At 39.2% G+C, this 20,408-nt stretch carries 22 protein-coding genes; 21 read left to right on the forward strand and 1 reads right to left on the reverse strand.

Annotated features, from left to right (window positions below):
- Positions 1-4 precede the first annotated feature (4 nt).
- The 21 genes from T529_RS0100105 to T529_RS0100200 all read left to right on the forward strand — a co-directional run bounded on the left by T529_RS0100105 (position 5) and on the right by T529_RS0100200 (position 19,075).
- Positions 5-940 carry a nitronate monooxygenase gene (locus tag T529_RS0100105; protein ID WP_033161575.1) on the forward strand — a complete coding sequence of 312 codons (936 nt, stop codon included), beginning with the start codon at positions 5-7 and terminating at the stop codon, positions 938-940.
- The gene (locus T529_RS12240) at positions 937-1,776 is read left to right on the forward strand and encodes an NAD(P)H-dependent flavin oxidoreductase (protein ID WP_274518627.1); all 840 of its coding nucleotides are present in this window, start codon (positions 937-939) and stop codon (positions 1,774-1,776) included. The genes T529_RS0100105 and T529_RS12240 overlap by 4 nt, the downstream gene beginning before the upstream one ends.
- Complete coding sequence (locus T529_RS13580; RefSeq protein ID WP_274518628.1) at positions 1,743-1,985, forward strand: nitronate monooxygenase; 243 nt, start codon at positions 1,743-1,745, stop codon at positions 1,983-1,985. The genes T529_RS12240 and T529_RS13580 overlap by 34 nt, the downstream gene beginning before the upstream one ends.
- Positions 1,982-2,932 (forward strand): ACP S-malonyltransferase, encoded by a 951-nt coding sequence (gene fabD / locus T529_RS0100115; protein ID WP_033161576.1) that lies wholly within the window; start codon positions 1,982-1,984, stop codon positions 2,930-2,932. The genes T529_RS13580 and fabD overlap by 4 nt, the downstream gene beginning before the upstream one ends.
- The gene (gene fabG, locus T529_RS0100120) at positions 2,908-3,657 is read left to right on the forward strand and encodes a 3-oxoacyl-[acyl-carrier-protein] reductase (RefSeq protein ID WP_033161577.1); all 750 of its coding nucleotides are present in this window, start codon (positions 2,908-2,910) and stop codon (positions 3,655-3,657) included. Before fabD ends, fabG begins: the two co-directional genes overlap by 25 nt.
- Before the next feature lie 11 nt (positions 3,658-3,668).
- Entirely contained in the window at positions 3,669-4,919 is a 1,251-nt protein-coding gene (gene fabF / locus T529_RS0100125) for a beta-ketoacyl-ACP synthase II (protein WP_033161578.1), read from the forward strand.
- Positions 4,906-5,334 (forward strand): 3-hydroxyacyl-ACP dehydratase FabZ, encoded by a 429-nt coding sequence (gene fabZ, locus T529_RS0100130; RefSeq protein WP_033161579.1) that lies wholly within the window; start codon positions 4,906-4,908, stop codon positions 5,332-5,334. The genes fabF and fabZ overlap by 14 nt, the downstream gene beginning before the upstream one ends.
- Position 5,335: 1 nt before the next feature.
- The gene (locus T529_RS0100135; protein WP_033161580.1) at positions 5,336-6,001 is read left to right on the forward strand and encodes a biotin--[acetyl-CoA-carboxylase] ligase; all 666 of its coding nucleotides are present in this window, start codon (positions 5,336-5,338) and stop codon (positions 5,999-6,001) included.
- Between the two features lie 92 nt (positions 6,002-6,093).
- On the forward strand, positions 6,094-7,089 hold the full coding sequence (locus tag T529_RS0100140) for a permease (protein WP_033161581.1): 996 nt from the start codon (positions 6,094-6,096) through the stop codon (positions 7,087-7,089).
- Between the two features lie 9 nt (positions 7,090-7,098).
- A complete protein-coding gene (locus tag T529_RS13585; protein ID WP_033161582.1) occupies positions 7,099-7,410 on the forward strand; it encodes an ArsR/SmtB family transcription factor in 312 nt (103 codons plus the stop codon).
- Between the two features lies 1 nt (position 7,411).
- Positions 7,412-8,458 (forward strand): ACR3 family arsenite efflux transporter, encoded by a 1,047-nt coding sequence (gene arsB, locus T529_RS0100150; RefSeq protein ID WP_033161583.1) that lies wholly within the window; start codon positions 7,412-7,414, stop codon positions 8,456-8,458.
- Entirely contained in the window at positions 8,459-8,707 is a 249-nt protein-coding gene (locus tag T529_RS0100155) for a thioredoxin family protein (protein WP_202962248.1), read from the forward strand.
- A gap of 403 nt (positions 8,708-9,110) precedes the next feature.
- Entirely contained in the window at positions 9,111-9,896 is a 786-nt protein-coding gene (locus tag T529_RS0100160) for a dCTP deaminase domain-containing protein (RefSeq protein ID WP_033161584.1), read from the forward strand.
- Positions 9,897-10,397: 501 nt separating this feature from the next.
- On the forward strand, positions 10,398-10,685 hold the full coding sequence (locus T529_RS0100165) for a DUF1905 domain-containing protein (protein WP_033161585.1): 288 nt from the start codon (positions 10,398-10,400) through the stop codon (positions 10,683-10,685).
- Positions 10,682-11,245 (forward strand): HD domain-containing protein, encoded by a 564-nt coding sequence (locus T529_RS0100170; protein ID WP_033161586.1) that lies wholly within the window; start codon positions 10,682-10,684, stop codon positions 11,243-11,245. The genes T529_RS0100165 and T529_RS0100170 overlap by 4 nt, the downstream gene beginning before the upstream one ends.
- A gap of 15 nt (positions 11,246-11,260) precedes the next feature.
- The gene (locus T529_RS0100175) at positions 11,261-13,069 is read left to right on the forward strand and encodes a TerB N-terminal domain-containing protein (protein ID WP_081823019.1); all 1,809 of its coding nucleotides are present in this window, start codon (positions 11,261-11,263) and stop codon (positions 13,067-13,069) included.
- Complete coding sequence (locus T529_RS0100180) at positions 13,056-14,384, forward strand: ATP-binding protein (protein WP_033161588.1); 1,329 nt, start codon at positions 13,056-13,058, stop codon at positions 14,382-14,384. Before T529_RS0100175 ends, T529_RS0100180 begins: the two co-directional genes overlap by 14 nt.
- 8 nt (positions 14,385-14,392) lie before the next feature.
- Positions 14,393-16,630 carry a DEAD/DEAH box helicase gene (locus tag T529_RS0100185; RefSeq protein WP_033161589.1) on the forward strand — a complete coding sequence of 746 codons (2,238 nt, stop codon included), beginning with the start codon at positions 14,393-14,395 and terminating at the stop codon, positions 16,628-16,630.
- A 132-nt stretch (positions 16,631-16,762) separates the two neighbouring features.
- On the forward strand, positions 16,763-17,671 hold the full coding sequence (locus T529_RS0100190; RefSeq protein ID WP_033161590.1) for an EamA family transporter: 909 nt from the start codon (positions 16,763-16,765) through the stop codon (positions 17,669-17,671).
- Between the two features lie 81 nt (positions 17,672-17,752).
- The gene (gene efp, locus T529_RS0100195; protein ID WP_033161591.1) at positions 17,753-18,310 is read left to right on the forward strand and encodes an elongation factor P; all 558 of its coding nucleotides are present in this window, start codon (positions 17,753-17,755) and stop codon (positions 18,308-18,310) included.
- A gap of 18 nt (positions 18,311-18,328) precedes the next feature.
- Complete coding sequence (locus tag T529_RS0100200) at positions 18,329-19,075, forward strand: SDR family NAD(P)-dependent oxidoreductase (protein WP_033161592.1); 747 nt, start codon at positions 18,329-18,331, stop codon at positions 19,073-19,075.
- 28 nt (positions 19,076-19,103) lie between these two features.
- Here the strand turns inward: T529_RS0100200 and T529_RS0100205 are convergent, their stop codons facing one another.
- Positions 19,104-20,357 carry a methionine gamma-lyase family protein gene (locus T529_RS0100205; RefSeq protein ID WP_033161593.1) on the reverse strand — a complete coding sequence of 418 codons (1,254 nt, stop codon included), beginning with the start codon at positions 20,355-20,357 and terminating at the stop codon, positions 19,104-19,106.
- Positions 20,358-20,408 lie beyond the last annotated feature (51 nt).

Here is a 20,408-nt window from a genome sequence, read left to right on the forward strand (position 1 = left end):
TATTATGTGGTTAGATGAAAAATTTTCTTTAAAATATCCGATTATCCAAGGTGGTATGGCGAGAGTAGCGACAGGAAACTTTGCCGCTGCCATCAGCAATGCTGGGGGATTAGGGCTGATTGGTTCAGGCGGAATGAATTGTGACATGTTGAAAGAAGCTATTCATGAAGCAAAAAGTCAGACGGATAAGATTTTTGGTGTCAATCTGATGTTGATGAATCCTGAAGCTGATAAGCAGGCTCAGCTTGTCATTGATGAAGGGATCAAGGTCGTGACAACTGGTGCTGGTAATCCTGGTAAGTATATGAAGGCTTTTAAAGAAGCAGGCATTATTGTCATGCCCGTTGTACCAAGTGTTGCTTTGGCTAAGCGCATGGAAAGAAGCGGTGCTGATGCCGTTATTGCGGAAGGATGCGAATCAGGTGGACATATTGGTGAGCTTACAACGATGACCCTTCTTCCTCAGGTGAAAGCTGCTGTTGATATTCCTGTTATAGCAGCAGGTGGGATTGCGAGTGGAAAACAGGCGCTCGCTGCTCTTGCTTTGGGTGCTGATGGTTTTCAGGTTGGCACAATGCTTTTAGTTGCCAAGGAAACGCCTATCCATGAAAACTATATGCAGGCTGTATTAAAGGCTCATGATACAAGCACTATTGTTACTGGTCGTATTCATGGAACACCTGTGCGTATTTTGAAAAATAAAATGGCGAAAGCCTATCTTGAAAAAGAAAAAGCTGGAGCGAGCTTGATGGAACTTGAAAAGTTTACCCTTGGTGGATTAAGAAGAGCTGTTGTTGAAGGGGACATAGAGACAGGGTCATTGATGGCTGGACAGGTGGCTGGTCAGCTTGATCATGAAGCACCGGTTGCAAAGATCTTTGCGGATTTCTTCCAACAACTTCGTGATGAACAAAAACGATTGGCGGAAATGCAACTATGAGCAATGTAGCTATTGGTGAAAAAAGACTGCACTTGCCGCTTATTCAAGGGGGAATGGGCGTAGGTGTCTCACTTTCTCGTCTTGCTGGACATGTGGCTAAGTGTGGTGCTATGGGCGTGATTTCAAGTGCCCAGATTGGCTTTAGAGAGAGTGATTTTGCATATCATACAAAAGAAGCCAACAGGCGTGCCATTCTACAAGAGGTCAAGAAAGCAAAAGAGATTGCAGAAGGCCATGGTCTTATTGGCATGAATATCATGGTTGCTTTACGCGACTATAAGCAACATGTCCAAGCTGCTATTGAAGCAGGGGTGGATTGTATTATATCAGGTGCTGGACTTCCTCTTTCTTTGCCTTCTCTTGTCAAGGATACAAATGTCAAGATTGCGCCCATTGTCTCTTCTTCAAAGGCATGTGAAGTTATTTTAAAATCATGGCATCGCAAATATCAAAGAGTTGCTGACTTTATTGTCATTGAAGGCAGTCTTGCCGGAGGTCATCTTGGTTTTCTCTTAGAAAACATTCAAAACAACAGTACACAGAAGTTATTGGATATTCTTGGTGAAGTCAAAGCAGTTGTGAGAAAATATGAAGCACTCTATCATCAAAAGATTCCTATCTTTGTAGCGGGAGGCATTTATACAAATGATGATATCAAACAAGCTTTAACTGCCGGAGCGGATGGCGTGCAGATGGCCACACGCTTTATTGCGACAGATGAATGTGATGCAAGTGACGCCTTTAAGCAAGCATTTATCAATGCGAAAAGGAAGATCTTTCAATCATCAATTCACCAGTTGGCATGCCGGCAAGAGCGTTATCAACACTATTTCTAAAGAAGCATCAAAAAATCACGAAATGCTTTAGCTGTATTCAGTCATGCCATGTCACCAACGCGCCATATTGTATTACCCAAGCCCTTATTAATGCCGTCAATGGCAATCTTGATGAAGGGATTGTCTTCTCAGGTACAAATGGTTATCGCATTGAAAAGATTGTTAGTGTCAAGACATTAATAGATGAACTTATGGAGGGGATTGTATGAAAATAGGTTTCTTATTTGCCGGACAGGGCAGTCAGTATGTGGGAATGGGGAAGGATCTCTATGAAACATATGAAGAGGCGCACCAGCTTATTGATCATATTCAGCTTGATATTGATTTAAAAAAAGTTATGTTTGAAGGTTCATTAGAAAAACTCACGCTTAATCACTATAATCAGCCTGCTATTATTGCTGTCGAAATGATGATCCTCCAACAACTCAACAAAGCGCATATACATGCATCATATTGTGCAGGTTTGTCACTTGGTGAATATGGTGCATTGGCAAGTGCAGGCGTCTTTGATCCCGATACAGCCATCCAGATTGTTTACCAACGTGCTTTAGCGATGGAAAAAGCATCAAAGAAGGTGGATTCAGCTATGGCAGCTGTATTGAACCTCCCTGAAGATCAGCTACAAAAGGCTGTTGAAGAGGCAAGAAGTGAAGGCTATGTTGCCATTTGTAACTACAATTGTCCTGGTCAGCTCGTTATTAGTGGTGAAAGAAAGGCGGTTGAAAAAGCCAGTGCGTACGCTCGCACATTGGGTGCCCGTCGTGTTATCGCCTTAAATACTGCAGGCCCTTTCCATACCGCTTTATTGAAGGAAGCTGGAGAAGAGCTTCATGATTATTTCCAACAGATCACATTTCATGAAATGAAGACACCTGTCATCTTTAATACAACAGCCAAAGAAAGAGATAAAGATGAAACAATTGCCAGCCTACTTGAAAAACAGGTTTCTCATCCCGTTTATTTTGAAAAAAGCATCCGTTATATGATAGATCATGGCGTAGATACTTTTATTGAGATTGGCCCTGGCAAAGTGCTTTCTGGCTTTGTCGCAAAAATTGATCGTAAGGTCAAACGCTATCATATAGAAGACAGGAAAACATTAGAAAATACAATAAAGGAACTGGAATTATTATGTGTGAAAGAAAAGTTGTTTTAGTGACCGGAGGGTTGCGTGGTATTGGGCAGGCCTGTGTTATGGCTTTTTGTAAGAAGGGATATAATGTTGTCATCAATTATCGCCAGCATAATAATAATCATGAAATCGCACAAAGCTTAAAAGAGGAATGTGAAGCACTAGGTGTAGAGGCTTATTTGGCTCCTGGTGATGTCGCTAATAAGCTAGAAGTGCAAGATATGTTTAAGAAAGTCAAGGAACATTTTGGCCGTCTTGATGTTTTAGTGAACAATGCCGGTATTACAAAAGATCGTCTCTTCTTAAGAATGAGCGAGGATGATTTTAATCAGGTTATTGATACGAATCTTAAAGGCGCTTTTCTTTGTAATAAGGAAGCAGCAAGAATGATGATGAAGCAGCACTCAGGTGCCATTATTTCACTAGCAAGTGTTGTGGGTGAAATTGGGAATATCGGACAGGCTAATTATGCGGCAAGTAAGGCTGGTATCGTAGCTATGAGCCAGTCACTTGCAAGAGAATTGGCAAGTCGCCATATTCGTGTGAACTGTGTTGCGCCGGGCTTTATTGAAACAGATATGACGCGTGTGCTCTCTAAAGATATTGTAGAATCCATGCAAAAACAAATACCATTAGGACGTTTTGGTCAGGTAGAAGATGTTGCGAATGCCATTGTCTTTTTAGCAAGCGATGAAGCAAGCTATATTACTGGTCAGGTTCTTAATATTGATGGTGGCATGGTGATGTAGGGGGAATTAAGATGGAAAAAAGAAGAGTTGTAGTAACGGGACTTGGGGCTTTTACGCCTATTGGTCATAATGTTGAAGAAAGCTGGCAGGCTATTATGGAAGGAAAATGTGGTATTGCTCCAATAAGCCATTTTGATACGACGAACTTTAAGACCAAGCTTGCTGCTGAAATCAAAGACTATGATCCATCTCTCTATTTCGACAAGAAAGAAGTCAAGAAGATGGATGCCTTTATTCAATATGGTCTTATTGCTGCAAGAGAGGCCGTTGAAGATGCTAAATTAGATCAGACGGCATTTGATCATGAACGCTTTGGGGTTGTTGTTTCGTCTGGTATTGGTGGTATTGGCTCAATTGAAACCAATTTTGAAAAGGGTGAAAAAAGAGGGTTTGACCGTGTCTCACCATTTTTCATTCCAATGACGATTTCTAACCTAGCAGCTGGACAGATTGCCATTGCACACGATGCAAGAGGCTTATGTACTTGTCCGGTAACAGCCTGTGCCGGTGGGACAAATGCGATTGGTGATGCCTTCCGCAATATACGTGATGGCTATGAAGATGTGATGATTGCCGGTGGCTGTGAAGCAGCGATCACACGTTTAAGTATTGGTGGCTTTACAAGCATGAAAGCCTTAAGTGATGCAACTGATGAAAATCGCGCTTCCATTCCCTTCGACCAAGAGCGTCATGGCTTTGTCATGGGTGAAGGTGCTGGTATGCTTGTCTTAGAAGAATACAATCATGCCCTACAAAGAGGTGCGCATATCTATTGTGAAATGGTAGGCTATGGTGTTTCCTGTGATGCCCATCATATCACTGCACCTCTTGAAGGAGGCATAGGTGGTGCAAAAGCTATGCAGCGTGCTTTAGATGATGCCCAAATTCAGGCTGACGACATTGATTATATCAATGCCCATGGCACATCAACACATCTTAATGATTTAGGAGAAACAGAGGCGATTAAGCATGTGTTTGGCAAGCATGCCTATCAGCTAGCTGTTTCAAGCACAAAGGGCAATACGGGTCATTGTCTTGGGGCAGCAGGAGGTATTGAGGGTGTCTTCTCGGTTAAGGCCTTAAGTACTTCCTTCATCCCTCCAACAATCAACTATCGTGTCAAAGATGAAGAATGTGATCTTGATATTGTCCCTAATCAAGGTAGATATCAAAAGCTTCATTATGTCATGAGTAATTCTTTAGGCTTTGGAGGACATAATGCATCCATTATCTTTAAGGAGGTTCAAGATGGAACTCGATAGTAATCAAATCGCTAAGATTAATCCCCATCGATATCCCTTTGCCCTGGTTGATCGTATTATAGACTATAAGCCTGGGGAATATGCCAAAGGCATCAAATGTGTTTCTGTCAACGAAATGCAGTTTATGGGACATTTTCCAGAATATCATGTCATGCCCGGGGTTTTGCTAGTGGAAGCATTAGCCCAGACAGGATGCGTTGCGATTCTCTCAAAAGAAGAATTTCAAGGCCGTCTTGTCTACTTCGCCGGTATTACAAATTGTAAGTTTAAAAGACAGGTTATTCCTGGTGACAAGGTAGAACTTGAATGTACTTTAACACGCATGCGTCATAATATTGGTATTGCTGAAGCGAAGGCAACAGTTGATGGAGAAGTAGCTGTTGTTGCGACACTGACATTTGCGATTGGTGAATAGTGTGCAGATTATTGAATTTGATGAGCTTGATTCAACCAATCTCTATCTAGAAAAACATATTAATCAGTTTCAGGATTTTACTGTTGTCAGATCGAACTATCAAAGTGCTGGAAGAGGACGTCATTTACATAGATGGACTTCAAAAAAAGGGGAAGATCTACTCTTGAGCATCCTCTTCAAGAAAGAACGTCAGCCTTATATTTATACCATCACTGCCGCCTACGCTTTATTGAAGCTTCTTGCCGCCTATTCCATAGAAGCTTCAATAAAGTTTCCTAATGATATCTATGTCAACAATCAAAAGATTGCTGGCATCTTGACAAAGGCTATCTATCAAGATCATTATCTTGGGACTATTGTCGGTATTGGCCTTAATGTCAAAAATAAAAACTATATCGCCATGGAATCCATTCTTCAAACAGACATTGATCTTCATCGACTCATGATGCAATTCATCGACATCTATAGACAATATCTTCAGTATGATTTTCGTAAGATTATTGAGGAGGTGAATGCCCATTCTTATCTTAAAGGTAAGTGGATGTATTTTAAGAATTATGGTCGTGTATGCTTTATAGGACTGGATTGCAAGGGGCAGGTTGGTATGAAATGTGATGAAGGTATTGTCTATTTACCTCTTAATGAAATTACGATTGGAAAGCTATAAGCATAAGCTTATAGTTTTTTATCATATTGACAATTATCTATATGAGAGGTATTATTCATATAGATAAATATCGATATGATAGGAGCATACATATGGGGACATTTATACAAAATGAAATTCTTGCCATGCATTGGTTAAATAGGCTTGTTGCATCTCTACTGACAATGTTGGGGATCAATGTTGAGAGTCGATTGGGAGGCTCTTTGCAGTTCTTTATTTATGATGTCATTAAAATTACAATCTTGCTTTGCCTACTCATTTTCATGATTTCTTATATCCAAAGCTACTTCCCACCAGAAAGAAGCCGTAAGATTATGGGACGTTTTCATGGCGTTTTTGCGAATATCATGGGGGCACTATTAGGGACAGTGACACCATTTTGTTCATGCTCATCCATTCCCCTCTTTATTGGCTTTACGAGTGCCGGCTTACCTCTTGGCGTGACATTCTCTTTCTTGATATCTTCGCCAATGGTTGATCTTGGCAGCTTGATTCTTTTAATGGGCATCTTTGGCTATCGTGTGGCGATTGTCTATGTGATCATGGGATTGGTTATTGCTGTTATTGGCGGAACGCTTATTGAACGTTTGAAGCTTGAAGATGAAGTTGAGGACTTCATCAAGAATGCCCGGGCAGTCGAGGTGAAGGGAGTCACGCTCACAAAAAAAGATCGTCTTGATTATGCCTTTGAACAAATGACTTCAACCTTTAAGAAAGTCTTTCCTTATATCTTGTTAGGGGTAGGTATTGGTGCGATTATTCATAACTGGATTCCTGAAGATATTATTGAAACGATTCTTGGCAATAAGAATCCATTCGGTGTCATTCTTGCAACAATTGTAGGTGTACCGATGTATGCCGATATTTTTGGTAGCATTCCTGTTGCCGAAGCATTGCTTTCAAAGGGTGCACTTCTTGGTACTGTCTTAAGCTTCATGATGACAGTGACAACCCTGAGCCTGCCTTCACTTATTATGCTGAGAAAAGCGATTAAACCAAAGCTGCTTGGCATCTTTATCGCTATTTGTGTAGTAGGTATTATTATCGTAGGTTATCTCTTTAATCTTTTGCAGCCATTACTTATTTAGGAGGCTTTTATGAATGAAATAGATGCATCACTTATATGCAAGGCATTATCCGATGCCCATCGTCTCAAGATTGTTAAAATGTTGACTGGAGGGGAGCTATGTGCATGCAAGCTGCTAGAAGCATTCCAGATTACCCAGCCAACACTTTCACATCATATGAAAGTACTGGTTGAATGTAATCTTGTCACAACAAGAAAAGAATGGAAAAATACGTATTATTCATTGAATTGTGAAACATTAACTGCTTTTAGAACATTCATTGATTCATTGAACTGCTCTTCATCTTGCCAGAAGCAAGATTGTTGTCAGGAGGATGAATAAAATGGTAAAGAATAAAGATATTTCTGTTTTTCAGCGTTATTTAAGTATCTGGGTCATATTATGTATGATTGCTGAGGTAATGATTGGTCATTTCTTCCCAGCTGTTGTCCAGGTGTTGAATAAAATGCAGATTGCTGGTATTTCTATCCCGATTGCGATTCTGATATGGATTATGATTTATCCCATGATGATCAAAGTTGACTTTCAAAGTATTCGTCAGATCAAAGATAATCCAAAAGGACTCTTTCTGACATGGATTGTTAACTGGCTGATTAAGCCCTTTTCAATGTACTTGCTTGCCTACTTCTTTCTTTTCTATGTTTTTAAAAGCTTTATTCCTCAGAACTTAGCGCGTCAGTATCTTGCCGGAGCTGTTTTACTAGGGGCAGCACCTTGTACAGCGATGGTCTTCGTCTGGAGTACTTTGACCCATGGTCGTGCAGCCTATACGGTTGTTCAGGTTGCAACTAATGACTGTATTATTCTTTTTGCCTTTGTTCCGATTGTAAAGTTTTTACTTGGTGTTTCGAAGGTAATTGTTCCTTACAGTACGCTTTTTGTTAGTATTTTTCTCTTTGTTGTGATTCCGCTAGCAGGAGGCATACTGACACGTGTTATAATGATGAAGAAGAAGGGGAAAGACTATCTTGAAAATGTCTTTGTCCATAAATTTGATTTTGCGACAACAGCTGGTCTTTTGTTGACATTAGTGCTGATCTTTACGTCCCAGTCTGCAGTGATTATCAACAATCCCATTCATATTGTCTTGATTGCCATACCACTCATCTTGCAGACATTCCTTATTTTCTTTATCGCTTATTTGTCCGCTAAAGCCATCCATTTACCATTTGACATTGCTGCGCCTGCAGGTATGATTGGTGCATCCAATTTCTTTGAACTGGCGGTTGCAGTAGCCATAGCCTTATTTGGGACAACAAGTCCAGCTGCATTAGCAACAACGGTAGGTGTCTTGACGGAAGTTCCTGTTATGCTGACATTAGTAAATATCGCAAACAAAACACAAAATTGGTTTATCAAGGAGGATTAGATGATGCGTGTTAGAGTATTAGGAGGGGGCTGCAAGAAGTGTGAAGCACTTTTAAAAGCCACAAAAGAAGCCTTGGCAAATACAGGCTTAAAGGGGGAAGTTGAGTATATTACGGATTTTAGTGAGATTGCCAGCCTTGGCATTATGACAACTCCAGCGCTCATGCTCGATGATGAGATTGTGTCGACTGGGCGCGTGCTTAAGACAAGTGATATTGAATCACTCATGCTTGTCCATAAGGATTTATAGGATTTCTATAAAAAGGTGCTAAGGCACCTCTTTTCGCTGAAGCTTTATTCCAAAAAATAACTGATTTATAGGCATTTTATGTTATGAAAATACCCTAATTCTAACAAAAATCATACTGATCAATGGCACGGTTATTTATAAAAAGGTTAGACAGAGTTGACTGTCTTATATCTTCATGCTGTTAATCTCCCTATACAGGATGCTCTTAGATATAAAAGGTTATGTCATTCATCTTGTGTCCGAATATGCTATTCAGGGATGCTAGCAGTCGGTTGTGGTTGCAATTAATAATGGTAAAATATAGATATCCAATGCGGGTGGTTTATTTTTGCGTACAACTGAAGATGGTTGAACTTATGGCCATGTGATGTTATCATTTTTCTTATCAAGGGAGGTGCATCTTATGTATCTTGCAGGAAATGATCTCAATTCATTTGTTAAAGAAAACGTTGACGGATACAGGGAAGGATCTATCGGAATCGTATCGTATGATCTTATCATTAATGAAATCTATGATCCTAACGAAAAGGCAACCCATGAACGCTATCAGCTAAATCCAGGCGATACTGTATTTGTTGGGTCAAATGAAACCGTAAGTTTCCCTGATGACTGTCTTGGATTTGTAAACCTTCGCAATTCGGCTGTAAGAATGGGGATTGGTTTCTATTCACCTGTATATCATCCAGGCCACAGGACAAGAATATTCACTAGAATAAAGAATGAGTCAAGTGACATAATCATGATAGAACGCGGTCAATCAGTCCTTAGCCTCATGATCTACCAACTGGATCATCATGTCGAGCCATACAGTGGGAAATATACAGATCAGTTTGACTTCGCAAATGTCCACAAGTTTGAAAGCACAAAGCTTCCTGATGTTGTAAGGCTTGAGAAGGCGGCAAAGAAGATTGAGGACTCAGAGCAGTCCATCTATGGCAACGTCATGACAATCATGACGATATTTATAGCAATCTTCAGCATTGTGAACCTTAACATGGGACTGTTCGGGAAGAATATGTCTCTCAAGAATATCATGATCTATAATGATGTCATACTGACTGGCATCAGTCTTCTTGTGACGCTCATTAGCGTAATGCTTGGAAAGCATTCAAAAATGAGTACAAGTATGCTGTGCCGCATTACCATCGTTTTGTTTGTTGTTGCGATACTTATGTATTTCCTGATGTAAAGAAAGAGGAGCTATGGCTAATACTGCCATCGCTTTTCTTTTTTGTTTTGTGGTTGTAATGCCACGACTGTTACGCCTACCCTGAATCTTTCAATGCATTCAGCCTGGTATGAGTAGCTGTGCTTCTTTGTGTTGTTCTTGGCATTTTCTTCTTAAGTAAAGTAATAATTATCTCTCGACCTCTTTTTCATAATATTGACTCCTTTCATCTTGAGTATATAATGGAATCAGGAAGGGCATTAAGTCCGTTTCCTGATGAAAGCACTATTTGAATAATCGTTAGTGCTATTTGGATGAGAGCTAGAAGAATCATTATCTTATCTACCCGGGTAAGTTTTTGATTTCTAGCTTTTTTCTTTTTGTTGAATTTTATTGCTTAAAAGTACTCAATTAGTAACAAAATAGTAACAATCATTACAAAAATAGCGTATTTTATTGACATTGTTTTCTTTCGCTGAAATTCTATCTTGTTTGTGCTAGAATGAGGCAAGAGGTAAAAATATGAACAATAAAGTCTATGAATATGATGGCATCATTCATGAAATTCCTGAAAAAGGTGGTGCCTATGTTGAGTTTCCTTGGAATATTAGAGAAGAATTTCAAAAAGGCAGAGTGAAGGTGCATGCAACCTTTGATGGCATAGCTTATGATGGCAGTATTGTCAACATGGGCTTAAAACATGCTGATGGTTCTATCTGTTATATAATTGGCATATTAAAAAGCATACGTACAAAGCTTAAGAAAGGTGAAGGTGACAGTATTCATGTTGTCATCCAACAAAGAACATGACACCTAAAGAGTATTTAGAAATCGTTCATATTATTAACGAGCTTAAGGATACACCAAGACATTGTGTCACAAAAAATAACCGTGTAGAGAGTGTTGCCGAACATAGCTGGCGGATTGCGATGATGGCTTTGCTTTTAGAAGATACGTTTAGCGACGTAGATATCGATAAGGTCATGCGTATGTGTATTATTCATGATTTAGGTGAATGCTTTACCGGTGATATTCCTGTCTTCCTAAAGACAAATGAAGATCGTCAGCAGGAAGCTAAGCTGCTTGATGAATTTCTTGATACACTTCCTCAAGAGCTATCTCACAATATGCATGCTCTTTATCAAGAAATGGAAGCATGCCAAAGCAGGGAAGCTAAAATCTTTAAAGCACTCGATAAGCTCGAAGCTGTCATCCAACATAATGAAGCGCCAATCAGATCATGGGAAGAGCATGAGTATGACCTGCAAAGACATTATGCATTTGATGTTGTGGCTTTTTCTTCCTGGCTGAGTGAACTACGTGAAGAGATTTTACAGGAGACTGAGTATAAAATTCAACAAGGACAATGATGAAAGGAAAGGCACATGATGATTAATGAGGCAATTGATTATATTAGAAGTAAATATGCATATTCCTGTAATCTTGATATACAAAAGAACCTTTATTTAGTCAGTGATAAGAAAACGAAAAAATGGATTATTTATTTCATGACTTTCTTTGATCAGGAAACAAATATGCAGAAGGCTTATTGTCATCTTTTGCTGGATGAGTTGGGTTTAAATCTATCGTTGCAGCAGGCTATTAAGGATGCCAAGGTTGAAAGCGTGGGAAAATTTCTTTCCCTCGACATGAATAAAATCAATGATATACAAATACTGTTTCAATTAATTGATCAAGTCTTTTATACTTATGATCATCATATTATTACCCTTGAAGATCATGTTGAAGATTCCACCTATCATGAAACACCTATCACCAAGAAAGAAGTCAGAAGACAAAAACGCATTCTCGCTTCTAATCCTCAAATGCCAAAGCTGAACAAAGAAGAAGAGATGCCAGCTAAGCTAAAAGAAATGTATAACCTAGTCATGCATAATGGCTATTATGACCGTATTCCTAATTTCCTTAAGCAGGGTAAGTTTATGGCAGAATACGAAGATAATTATCCCTGGGTAGATGACTACAAGAATTACTATCCTTGTTATCATGATATACCACCAGAAATATTAAGAGGTTATTTTTCATGGCGTAAGAAAGTCAGAGAGGGAGAATATCATCCCATTGCCACTTCTCTTAGCTATCTTTATGTTTATGAACTTTTAAATGGGATTGGCTGCAAGGATGTCGAAGAACGCTTTGACAAGCTCGAGGAGTTCCTAGAGCACTTTGTGAAAACAATAGCCCATGATGAACGGATGGCAGACATAGTTGAGTACTGGATATTTGACCTTGCCCTTGATATGCATTTTCCTATAGAACGTGCGAAAGCTTATTTTCCTGACAGGCTGTTAAAACTTGATCAAAATCTGATGACTTTAAAGAAGGTGAAAGACCATACACCTTTAGAAATCTTTCAAAGCCTAATGGCTTTTTCTGATCGTTCTTTTTATAAATCTCCAGTCTATAAAAAAGAGCCCGAAAAGACAAAGGAAATAGCTGGAATGATTATCAAGAATGCCTTTGTGGATTATCGTATAAAAAAGAAAACACTCTTCAGTTTTATTTTCAAAGGTCAGCGTTCGAAAGACTATTTCCCGCTTTACAATGCTCTATATGAAAGAAATAAAGAAGGAGAAGTTCTCACTTATGATATTGATCCTATCCGTATATATCATTTAAATCAGTATAACAACTGGGATATCAAAGCCTTTCAAATCGATAAATTTGATTATAAATTCTTAAAAGGCTTTATCAGAGAAATAGACCGTTTTCTTCGAGCCTATCTAGAAATTGGCAGAAAGCTTAAAACGGATAATGCTTTTGATTTTATGGAACCCTATGAAGAGAAAGCCATCAAAGAATATGAAGAAAAACATAAATTAATGGATATCAATCTTGCCAGCCTGCAAAAGATTCGCTATGAAGCCGCCTTGACAAGAGAGAGCTTATTGACGGAAGAAGAAAAAGAAGTTGAGCAGCAGCCTGTTGTTGAAGAAGAAAAGGATGTTCAGGATCATATGACTGAAGTGATTATCAAAAAACTTCTCAAGAATGAAGATGTGACTTCTTTCTTACAAGATCATCATCTCTTTATGGAAGTGGTGGCTGATGAGATTAATGAAGCCTATTATGATGAAATAGGTGATAATATTGTGGAAATTGAAGACAACAAACTTGTTTTTATAGAAGACTATAGAGAGGATATTGAAGAATTGCTTTATGGACGTAAATAGAAAAATACCGAAACGTATTGCTTCCATCGTCATGAATTCCTTAAAGGGTGGGGTGGTGCCTAGAATTGGCCTGCCCTATATTACGGTGGGGAGAAAGAATGAGATAGAAGCTTTATTACATGATGTTGAGATGATTAAGGATGGTGGTGCAAGCTTTCGCTTTATCGTTGGACGTTATGGCTCAGGCAAGAGCTTTTTGATTCAAAGCATTCGTAATTATGTGATGGATCAGGGCTTTATTGTCGCTGATGCGGATTTGTCTCCAGAAAGACGCCTGCAAGGTACAAGAGGGCAGGGGCTAGCGACGTATCGTGAACTGATTGCCAATCTTTCGACAAAAACAAAGCCTGAAGGTGGAGCTTTGGCTTTGGTGCTTGATCGCTGGATTTCCCAGATTCAAAGTGAAGCGGTCACAAAGACTAGCCTAAAGGTTGGCGATCCTGCCTTAAGTCGTCTTGTCGATCAGAAAATTTATGAAGTCACAAGTCAGATGAGTGAGCTTGTTCATGGCTTTGAGTTTGCGTCATTGCTTTCGCGCTACTACCATGCTTATTTAGAAGGTGATGATGAAACAAAGGCACTTGTTCTCAAATGGTTTAGAGGTGAATATAGCTTAAAAAGAGAAGCAAAGAGTGAACTGGGGGTCAATATCATTATTACTGATGATGACTGGTATGAATATATTAAGCTTTTTGCGTCATTTTTCACGTTGGCAGGTTATGCCGGAATGATGATTATGATTGATGAACTTGTCAATATCTATAAGATTCCTAATGCCATTACCCGTCAATACAATTATGAGAAGATCTTGATGATGTATAACGATACGCTTCAAGGCAAAGCTAAGCATCTTGGCATTATCATGGGTGCAACACCCCAGGCTTTAGAAGATAGACGTCGTGGCGTATATAGCTATGAGGCATTGCGTTCAAGACTTGCCGAAGGGAAGTTTGCGAAGGAAGGTGTTCGTGACTTACTCGCCCCAGTTATTCATCTTGAGCCCTTGAATCCTGAAGAAATGCTTGTGCTTTGTGAAAAGCTTGCCGATATCCATGCCACGCTCTATCGCTATGATAAGAATGTGACAACTGATGATATTGCCTTGTTTATTCAAATTGAATATCAGCGTATAGGTGCAAGCAGTAATATTACACCGCGTGAAGTCATTAGAGACTTTATTGAACTTCTTGATATTCTTTATCAACATCCAGATATGAAAGTGGAAGATCTCTTGAATAGCGAAGAATTCAGTTATCATGAAAGTGATGTGGTTTCAAATAAGACCAATGATGGCTTTACGGAATTTACAATCTAGGAGTGAATATGGATATATTTGATCGTTATGCACCCTTTATTCAGGATTATATTTATAGTCATGACTGGCATTCTTTGCGTGCCGTACAAAATGCAGCTGGTGATGCCATCTTTCATACCGATAAGAATGTTCTGCTTTGTGCATCCACAGCTTCGGGAAAGACTGAAGCAGCCTTCTTTCCTATTCTCACGCTTCTAGAAGAAGATCCTCCTGCTTCTGTTGGGGTTCTCTATATTGCCCCACTCAAGGCATTGATTAATGATCAGTATGAAAGACTGACGGAAATATGTGAAGAGAGCGATATCACAGTGACAAGATGGCATGGTGATGCCCCAGCTACAGCGAAAAGAAAACTGTTAAAAAAACCAAGAGGTATCTTGCAGATTACCCCTGAATCATTAGAAGCTTTGATGCTAAGAAAACATATGGAGATTCCTTCGCTATTTCATGATTTACGTTTTATTGTCATTGATGAATTGCATGCCTTTTTAAGACAGGATCGTGGGGGACAGACTTTCTGTTTAATTGAACGTCTCTGTCAAGAAGCAGGCTGTGATCCTCGTCGTATTGGTTTATCAGCAACGATAGGTGATACAAAAATGGCTGCGGATTTCTTAAATGTGGGGAGTCTAAGGGGAAGTATTATTCCCAAATTTGATGGTGGCAAAGAGGTATGGCGTCTATCGATGGAACACTTCTATAACCAGGCGCCCCAGGCTGGTGAAGGTGAAGCTGAAGAGGAAGTACATGCACTTGAAGCACCAAGTGATAAGGCTCCATTTGCCTCTGATCCAGGAATGGGTTATATCTTTGAACATACCAGAGGAAAGAAGTGCTTGATATTTACGAATAGTCGTGAGGAGTGCGAAAGTGTCTGTCAGAACTTGCGGCAGTACTGTGAAGCCAATCATGAACCTGACCGTTTCCTGATTCATCATGGCAATCTTTCCTCAAGCTATCGTGAAAGTGCTGAAGAGGAAATGAAGGATGAAAATTCCTTTATGTCCATCTGTGCAACGGCAACCCTTGAATTAGGGATTGATATTGGTAAGCTTGAACGTGCGTTTCAAATTGATGCACCCTTTACTGTTTCTAGCTTCCTGCAAAGAATGGGCAGAACAGGGAGAAGAGGGGCACCAAGTGAAATGTGGTTTGTGATGCGTGAAGACCATCCTGAAGCAAGAGCTCTTTTGCCTGAAAGCATCCCTTGGTATCTTATTCAAGGTATTGCCCTTATTCAGCTCTATATCGAAGAGCGCTTTGTCGAACCACCTATCAGAAATAAAATCTCTTATTCCCTGCTTTATCATCAGACAATGAGCACATTAGCTTCGCTAGGCGAAATGAGTGCTGGTGAACTTGCTTCGAGAGTGCTGACATTATCCATCTTCCATAATGTGTCTCAGGATGACTATCGGATACTCTTAAGACATTTACTTTCCATTGATCATATTAACCGTACAGAGAATGGCGGACTGATTGTAGGAATTGCAGGCGAGCGTGTTGTCAATAATCATAAATTCTTTGCCGTCTTCGTAGAAAATCTTGAATATACTGTTCATGCCGGAAGTGAAGTCTTAGGCACAATCGTCAAACCACCACCAATTGGTGATAAGATTGCGATTGCGGGAAGAGTGTGGGTAGTTGAAGAAGTGGACCATCATCGGCATGAAGTCTATTGCAATCTTGTCAAAGGCAATATTCCTGCTTATTTTGGTGATGTTCCTGGTGATATTCATACGCGTATCTTGGAGAAAATGTATGCTATATTAAGTGAAGATAAAACATATCCCTATCTTATGAATCAAGCCATCTATCGCTTAAAAGAAGCACGACATACTTTTGACAATGCGGATATTGTTCATCATCCCCTTGTCAATATCGGTGGCAAGATGTGGGTGTTGTTCCCGTGGCTAGGCAGCTACGCTTTTCTTGCGATGGAACGTTTCTTGAAAATCAAGTGTCGCACGAGATTACATCTCAAAGGACTCAATAGTTTACGTCCCTACTACATCATGTTTACAATGGATGCGGATGAAGAAACATTCTTTACTATTCTTGAAGAAGAAGCCCAAAAAGACTTTGATCCACTTGATTTATTATATGAAAAAGAAGTCCCTGTCTTTGAAAAATATGATCAATATCTTCCTGATGAACTTGTCCGCAAAGGTTTTGCCTACGGTGTTCTTGATATTGAGGGCATGAAAAAACGTATTCATAACTGGGCAAACCATCAGTCACTCTAACTTTTCCTATTTATGCCTTCTTGATCTGTCGACAGTTTTATGACAAATATAACATTTTTGTTTTCATTGCAATGACTTTTTGGTATTATGCTTGAGATATATTTGTCGAAATAAGGAGGAATGAACTTTTATATGTGGCTATTTTTTGCCTTAACCACTACATTTATGTGGGGCTTAGCCGAACTGTTCTACAAGAAAGGTGCACGACCTGAAGAAAAATATGCACATTTAAAGATATCTGTAACAGTTGGGGTTGTTATGGGTGCCCACGCTATTTTTACATTATTGACAAAGAATATTCACTATGATCCGATGAATCTTATTTACTATTTTCCGGTATCATTCTGTTATATTCTTTCCATGACATTATCATATTTTGGAATGCGTTTTATTGAAGAATCAATATCTGATCCAATTGAAAATACATCAGGGGGTATTGTCTTTCTTCTTTGTATTCTTCTTCTTGCAGAGAAAGTGTCATGGATTTCTGTTCTTGCCGTGATTGCCGAAATGATCGGGGTGATTGGCGTTGGCTTCTTAGATAACCATGGTGCAACGGACCGTAAGAAGAAGATTGGCAAGAAGATGGCTATTATTGCCTTTGCGATGCCATTCTGTTATGCCATCTTGGATGCCACTGGGACATTCATGGATGATATTGTCTTAGAGATGTCTACAACAACATTAACGCATGTCAATGAAAATACGATTGAGCTTGTGGCTAATACATCTTATGAATTGACTTTCCTGATTGTCGCTGTGATTTTAATGATCTTTATGTGGCATAAGGGCGTTAAGTATAACTTACCCAAACAAGGAGATAAGATTCTTGCGGCAGTCTGTGAAACAGCTGGACAGTTTACTTATGTTTTCGCGATGAGTGGCAATGGTGCCATTGCCGCACCGATTATGGATTCGGTTGTTGTTGTGTCATTGTTGCTTTCAAGAGTTGTGTTGAAAGAACGCTTGACAAAACGACAGTATTTCTTTATTTTCTTAATTGTTGCAGGGATTATTACGCTTGCAATAACTGAAGCATAGTATATTTCTAATTGAGACTTATTAAGAAAAAGTGTACAATACAAATGAATTAAAATAATTATAGATTTAGGAGTGAAAAATATGGCTATTTTAGCAGGTGACTTTAGAACAGGTCTTACATTAACTATCGATGGAGATCCTTGGCAGGTTCTTGAATTTATGCACGTTAAACCAGGTAAGGGTGCAGCAATTCTTAAAACAAAAATGAAAAACTTAAAGACTGGAGCAACACAGGAAAGAAACTTTAATGCTTCAACTAAGTTTGAACCCGCAAATATTGTTAAGAAACAGGCAACATTCTCATATGAAGCTGATAAGATTTATTATTTCATGGATACTGAAACATATGATATGTATGAATTAAATGAAGATTTAATTGGTTTCCAGAAATATTTCATCGTTGATGGTATGGAAGTCAACCTTTTATTCTTTGAAAATGATCTATTAAATGTACAGATTCCTGAAAAGGTTGAACTTGTGATTGCAGAAACAGCACCAGCAATCAAAGGCGCACCATCTAACCAGACAAAGGATGCTGTCACAAATACAGGACTTAAGATCTTAGTTCCTCAGTTTATTGCTGAAGGAGAACATGTTGTTGTTTATACAGCAGATGGTAAATATGCAGGAAGAGCTTAATAAGCTCTTTTTTCTCTTATGGCAAAAGTTGTATTAGTAACAGGTGGTGCGACGGGTATTGGTGAAGCCATTGTCAGAGAGCTAGCTCAAGCCGGCTATGATATCGCTATTGCCTATCATACTTCTCACAAAGAAGCACAATGCCTTCTTGAAGACATTACTTCAGCCTATTTTATTCATGCAAGAATTTATCAGGTCGATGTCTCTTGTGAAGATCAAGTTAAGCACATGATGCAGGCAATTGATGAAGAAATGGGTGGTGTTGATATCCTGATCAATAATGCGGCAATAGATTTACCTAACCTCTTTGAGTTAAAGACAGCTGAAGAATTTAGGAAGATTCTTGATGTCAATGTCGTTGGAGCCTATAATTGTGCCTCAGCACTCTATCGTCATTTTGTCGATCAGAAATGGGGACGGATTATCAACATAGCTTCTACGAATGGCATCAACACATATTATCCAATGTGCTTTGATTATGATGCAAGTAAAGCAGCGCTTATCTCGTTGACACATAATCTAGCTTTGCAGTATGCACCCTATGTCCATGTCAATGCTATCGCTCCAGGATTCATTGGGACAAAGCATGAACTTGAAGGCTATGATGAAGCATTCTTGAAAGAAGAATGCGACAAGATTCTTGTCAAGCGTTATGGTGAGCCTGAGGAAGTTGCGCATTTAGTGAAGTTCTTGATTAGTGATGAAGCCAATTATATTAATAATGCTGTTATTCGTATAGATGGAGGACAGATTGGTTCTGTTTAGCTATTATAAAAAGCCTAGAAGATCATTTCTAGGCTTTTTTAACTTTAGATAAGGCTAACAGGATGGAAAGACGGCCATATTCAAAGGAAAGACCACCTTGCATATAGAGTGTATAGGGCGCAATGGCAGGTGCATCAGCAGAGAGTTCAATTGTTGAACCTTGTGTAAAGCTACCTGCTGCCATGATTTCATCAAATGGATATCCAGCCATTGGTACAGCCATGACTCTGACAAAGGAATCAATAGGTGAAGCAGACTGAATGCCCTGGGCAAAGTTTGTGAGGTTTTCAAGCGTCCCAAGTTCGACAGTCTGAATGATATCTGTTCGTTCTTCATCATATCTTGGACTGACATTCTTGAAGCCTAGCTTTTCTAACATATAGCTTGCAAAGACCTGTGTCTTTAAGGCGTTCTTTACGGCATTTGGGGCCATGAAAATCCCTTTAAAGAATTCATTGTTTTTATTGAAATTGGCACCTTGGGATTTACCAATACCAGGGGCTGTTAAGCGTTCAGCGACCATCTTGATGAGATTTTCATCACCAGCAACATAACCACCAGTCTGGGCAATGCCACCACCTAAGTTCTTCATCAAGCTGCCAACACAAATATTAGCACCAACTTCACATGGTTCCTTTTCTTCTACAAGTTCACCATAGCAGTTATCTACCATAATAATAACATCTTTATTCACTTCACGAATTTTACGAATAACCAATGCAATACGACTTATTGTCAATGACTTACGATGGGAGTAGCCTTTGGAACGCTGAATTTCTACAAGCTTAACATCATTTCTCTTTAATCTTTCAACAATCTTGGCTTCATCAAATTCATTGTTGATTAAGTCAATCTGTTCATATTTGACGCCATGTGCTTTAAGGGATTGTGATGATGAACCAAATAAACCAATCATTTCCTGCAATGAATCATAGGGATCACCAGTTAATGAAATCATTGTATCACCATATTTTAATAAAGCAGAAAGGGTTAAATAGATGGCATTTGTCCCACTCATAATCTGTGGTCTGACTAATGCATCCTGTGCACCAAGTACTCTCGCAAAGATATTTTCAATTTTATCACGGCCTGGATCAAAGTCCCCGTAACCGTTCACATCGGCAAAATCAGAATAGGAAACACTGTTCGCAATAAAGGCAGAAAGGACTTTGTTGGAAGCTTTAAAGCTTTGTGCTTCGATCTTCTTATATTCGTCTTGTAATGCTTCATCTGCCTCTTTGGCTAGAAGAAGCAACTCATGATCAATTTCATCTAAAACCATTTTTATACCTACAACTTTCTTAACATTCGACATTATACACTTAATCAGAAA

The organism is Sharpea azabuensis DSM 18934 (assembly GCF_000702165.1).
GTDB lineage: Bacteria > Bacillota_I > Bacilli_A > Erysipelotrichales > Coprobacillaceae > Sharpea > Sharpea azabuensis.